The 4,892-nt window shown below is 72.9% G+C and carries 3 protein-coding genes; all 3 read right to left on the reverse strand.

The annotated features are described in order from the left end of the window. On the reverse strand, positions 1-792 hold a 792-nt coding region (locus tag ACWJ6R_RS30250; RefSeq protein ID WP_449065490.1), incomplete at its 3' end, for a MazG family protein. A 22-nt stretch (positions 793-814) separates the two neighbouring features. Next, positions 815-1,441 (reverse strand): SurA N-terminal domain-containing protein, encoded by a 627-nt coding sequence (locus ACWJ6R_RS30255; RefSeq protein WP_449065491.1) that lies wholly within the window; start codon positions 1,439-1,441, stop codon positions 815-817. 28 nt (positions 1,442-1,469) lie between these two features. Beyond that, positions 1,470-4,844, reverse strand: a complete 3,375-nt coding sequence (gene mfd, locus ACWJ6R_RS30260) for a transcription-repair coupling factor (RefSeq protein ID WP_449065492.1) — start codon at positions 4,842-4,844, stop codon at positions 1,470-1,472. Positions 4,845-4,892: the final 48 nt, after the last annotated feature.

Raw genomic sequence — 4,892 nt, forward strand, 5'->3', positions numbered from 1 at the left:
GGCGCGTCCGGCGCGGCGCAGCAGCTGGGCGGCGAGGGAGAGGGCGGGCTGACCCATGGGCACGCCGTCGACCGGGGACCCCGCGTCGCCGCCGCTCTTGGCGGCGCGCTCGGCCGCCTTGATGGTCTCCCAGTTGTCGCTGACCTGCTCGGCGCCGTCCACCCGCACGGCGGCGAACACGTGCGGGTGCCGCCGGACCAGCTTGTCCACGATGCCCGCCGCCACGTCGTCGACGTCGAACCCGCCCTCGGCGGCGGGGCGGTCGGCCGCGACGCGCGCGTGGAAGGCCACCTGCAGGAGCAGATCGCCCAGCTCCTCGCGGAGCGCGCCGCGGTCGCCCTCCTCGATCGTCTCCAGCACCTCGTAGGCCTCCTCCAGGAGGTACGGCGCCAGCGACTCGTGGGTCTGCTCCGCGTCCCAGGGGCACTGCGTGCGGAGCCGGTCCATCACCGCGACCAGGTCGAGCAGGCGCGCGCCCGGCAGGTCGTAGGAACCCGGCACGACCTCGATCACCGGCGGATCGTCGAGGGCGACCGCCGCGTGCCCGATCAGGCGCATCAGCCCTTCGTCGGCCTCCAGCCAGACCACGTCCCCGCCCTGGGCCTCGCGGACCAGGGCGGCCGGGTCCGGCGCCGTGACCTCGACCTCGATCCCGGCCTCGGCCAGGAACGGCAGGTGCGGGTGGTCCGCCGAGGCGGTGCGCACCGGGCCGGCGGCGAGGACCTGCCAGGCGCGGTGGCTCAGCAGGCCCGGCGCGACCCGGGGCGAGGTGGTGACGAGGATCAGCGGCATGTCCGTCGGGTGCCCGTCGCGGCTACGAGGACGCGGGGACCGTGCCGAAGCGGCCGGCGTCGACGTAGGAGTCCGCGCCGCCCTGCGACTGCGGGTTGGCCACGCCGTAGCGCGGGCTCCGCACGACCTTGATGGTCGCCGCCTCCTGGGCGAGCTTCTGGGACGCGGCCTGCTGCGACGCCTCGTCCTGCCCGGCGCCGAACCCGGCCAGCAGCTTCCGCTCGACCAGGGTGATGCGGACCAGGTCGCGCAGCTTCGACGGGGGCACGCCGACGTTGACGGCGATCTGCTCGTCGGGCATGCGCTGGGTCTGCCCGCCCTGGGTGGCGATCTGGTTGAGGAAGGTGTCGACCTCCGCCTCGGTGACCGTGACGCCCTTGCGCGCGCCGAGCTGCTCGAGCTGCTCGATGGCGATCACGTTGGTCAGCACGACCTGCGGGACCGAGCCCCGGAGCTGGAGCTGGCTCTTGCTCAGGCCGGCGGCGGTAACCGCCGCCTCGAACTCCTTGACGTCGGCTTCCAGCTCGCCGGAGCTGATCCGCTGGTCGCCCACGACGGCGGCGGCGCCGACCTGCGCCGGAGAGCAGGCGGTCAGCGCGGCTCCCACGGCCACGGCCGCCAGGATGACGCGCACTCGAGTCGACTTCACTTGCGATCCCTTCACGACAAATGCCGCTTCACTTTACCGGCATGTTCTCGAGGAACATCGCCTCGACCAGGTCGCCGCACCACTTGAGCAGGTCCAGGTCCCGCAGCGGCTGGCCGCCGAGCGGTCTGGTCTTGGGGACGGGCACCAGCAACGTACCGGTCGCCTGCTTCAGCAGCGCCTTCGGGTAGAGCCGCTGGAGCCTGACCTGCTGGGAGTCGCGCAGGTCCACGGGGGCGAACCGGATGTGCTGGCCCTGCAGGGTGACGTCGGTGAGCCCGGCCCTGCGGGCGCGGATGCGGAAGCGCGCGACCGCCAGCAGGTTGTCGACCTCCTGGGGCAGCCTGCCGTACCGGTCGGTGAGCTCGTCGCGGACCGCCGCGATGTCGTCGTCGGTGCAGATCGCCGCGACGCGCTTGTAGGCCTCCAGGCGCAGCCGCTCGGAGGTCACGTAGTCGTGCGGGATGTGCGCGTTGATCGGCAGCTCGACCTTGACGTCGGGCCGCTCCTCCGGCTCGGCCCCGGCCAGTTTGGCCTTCTGCTCCTGCACGGCCTCGGCCATCATCCGCACGTACAGGTCGAAGCCGACGCCCGCGATGAAGCCCGACTGCTCGGCGCCCAGGATGTTGCCCGCGCCGCGGATCTCCAGGTCCTTCATCGCGACGTACATGCCCGCGCCCATCTCGGTGTGCTGGGAGATGGTGGCCAATCGCTCGTGGGCGGTCTCGGTGAGCGGCTTCTCCGGCGGGTAGAGGAAGTAGGCGTAGCCGCGCTCGCGGCCCCGGCCGACGCGGCCGCGGAGCTGGTGCAGCTGGGACAGGCCGTAGTTGTCGGCCCGGTCCACGATGAGCGTGTTGGCGTTGGGCACGTCGAGGCCGGACTCGACGATCGTGGTGCAGACGAGCAGGTCGAACTCGCGCTCCCAGAAGCCCACCATGATCTTCTCGAGCTGCTGCTCGTTCATCTGGCCGTGGGCGACGGCGATGCGCGCCTCGGGGACCAGCTCGCGCAGGCGGGCCGCCACCTTGTTGATGCTGGCGACCCGGTTGTGCACGAAGAAGATCTGGCCGTCGCGCATCAGTTCGCGGCGGATCGCGGCGGCGATCTGCTTCTCGTCGTAGGGGCCGACGAAGGTGAGGATCGGGTGCCGCTCCTCCGGCGGGGTGAGGATCGTGGACATCTCGCGGATGCCGGTCAGGCCCATCTCCAGCGTGCGCGGGATCGGCGTGGCGGACATGGCCAGCACGTCGACCTGCGTGCGCAGGTGCTTCATGGCCTCCTTGTGCTCGACGCCGAAGCGCTGCTCCTCGTCGATGATGATCAGCCCGAGGTTCTTGAACCTGGCCTCCGGCGAGAGCAACCGGTGGGTGCCGATGACGATGTCCACCGCCCCCTCCGACAGGCCGCGCAGGGTCTCCTTGACCTCGGCGTCGGTCTGGAAGCGCGACATCGGCCGCACGTTCAGCGGGAATCCGGAGAAGCGCTCGGCGAAGGTGGACAGGTGCTGCTGGACCAGGAGCGTGGTGGGCACCAGCACCGCGACCTGCTTGCCGTCCTGCACGGCCTTGAACGCCGCCCGCACCGCGATCTCGGTCTTGCCGTAGCCGACGTCGCCGCAGATCAGGCGGTCCATCGGGATCGGGCGCTCCATGTCGCGCTTGACCTCGTCGATGGCCTCCAGCTGGTCGCCGGTCTCGGCGTAGGGGAAGGCGTCCTCCATCTCCCGCTGCCACGGCGTGTCCGGCCCGAAGGCGTGCCCCGGCGAGGCCATCCGGGCGCTGTAGAGGCGGATGAGCTCCCCGGCGATCTCCTTGACGGCCTTCTTGGCCCGGGTCTTGGCCTTGGCCCAGTCGGCGCCGCCCATCCGGTTGAGGGTGGGCGACTCGCCGCCGACGTAGCGGGTGACCTCGTCCAGCTGGTCGGTCGGCACGTACAGCCGGTCGCCCTTGGCGTACTCGATCACGAGGTACTCGCGGGTCGCGCCCTGCACGGTCCGCTGCACCATCTCGACGTAGCGGCCCACCCCGTGCTGCTCGTGCACGACGTGGTCGCCGACCTTGAGCTGGAGCGGGTCCACCATGTTGCGGCGGCGGCTGGGGAGCCTGCGCATGTCCTTGGTGGAGGCCTTCTGCCCGACCAGGTCCAGGTGGGTGAGCACCGCCAGCGACGGGGTGGTGAAGCCGTGGTCGACCAGGCCCGTGGCGACGTGCACGACCCGGGGGTCGGGCGCCGGGCCGATCTCCGGCTCCAGCCGCGCGGGCAGGTCGACGCCCTTGAGCAGCTCCACCATGCGCTCGGCCGGGCCGTGGCCCTCGCTGAGCAGCACGACGGTCCTGCCGGACTCCAGCCAGCCCTTGACGTCGGCCAGCGCCCGCTGGGTGTCGCCCCGGTAGGCCTCCGCCTCCTGGGCGTCCAGGACCAGCGCGCCGGCCGCATCCCCGGCGTCCCCGGCGTCGCCGAGGTCGTCACCGCCGCCGAACGGGGCGATCGACCACCACGGCTGGGCGAGCTTGCGGGCGTGGTCGCGGATCTCCTCCAGCGTCCGGAAGGCCGCCGCGCCCAGGTCGATCGGGGCCTCCCCGCCCGCCGCCGCGTTGATCCAGGAGGCCTCCAGGAACTCCTGGCTGGTCCGCACGAGCTCGTCGGCCCGGCTCCTGATCCGCTCGGGGTCGCAGACGAACACCGCCGCCGGTCCGGGCAGGTGGTCGACGAGCAGGTCCATCTCCCCGGCCAGCACCGGCGCGAACGCCTCCATGCCCTCGACCGGCACGCCCTCGGCCAGCAGGTCGAGGGTCTCGGCCAGCGCCGGGTGCTCGGCGGCCAGCGCCGCGGCCCGCTCCCGCACCTCGGGCGTGAGCAGCAGCTCCCGGCAGGGCGGGGCGAACAGCCCGTCCTGCGCCACCTCCAGCGAGCGCTGGTCGGCGACCTTGAACCAGCGGATCTCCTCGACCGTGTCGCCCCAGAACTCCAGGCGCAGAGGGTGCTCCTCGGTCGGCGGGAAGACGTCCAGCAGGCCGCCCCGCACCGCCACCTCGCCGCGCTTCTCGACCATGTCCACCCGGTGGTAGCCGCTGCCCACCAGGGCGTGGACCACGCCGTCGAGGTCGGCGTCGTCGCCCGCGCGCAGCCGTACCGGCGACAGGTCGCCCAGGCCGCGCACGATCGGCTGGAGCACCGCCCGGACCGGCGCGACGACGACGCGCAGCGGCCCGGCGGAGGCGTCGCCGGCCACCGGGTGCGACAGCCGCCGCAGTACGGCCAGGCGCTGGCCGACGGTGTCGCTGCGCGGCGAGAGGCGTTCGTGCGGCAGGGTCTCCCAGGCGGGGAAGACGGCGACGGCGTTCTCCCCCAGCAGGCTGGAGAGCGCCGCGGAGAGGTCCTCGGCCTCGCGCCCGGTCGCGGTCACCGCGAGCACGGTCCGCGGCCGCCGCGGCGTCCCGTCTCCCGGCGCGGC

Source organism: Planomonospora algeriensis (genome assembly GCF_977012225.1).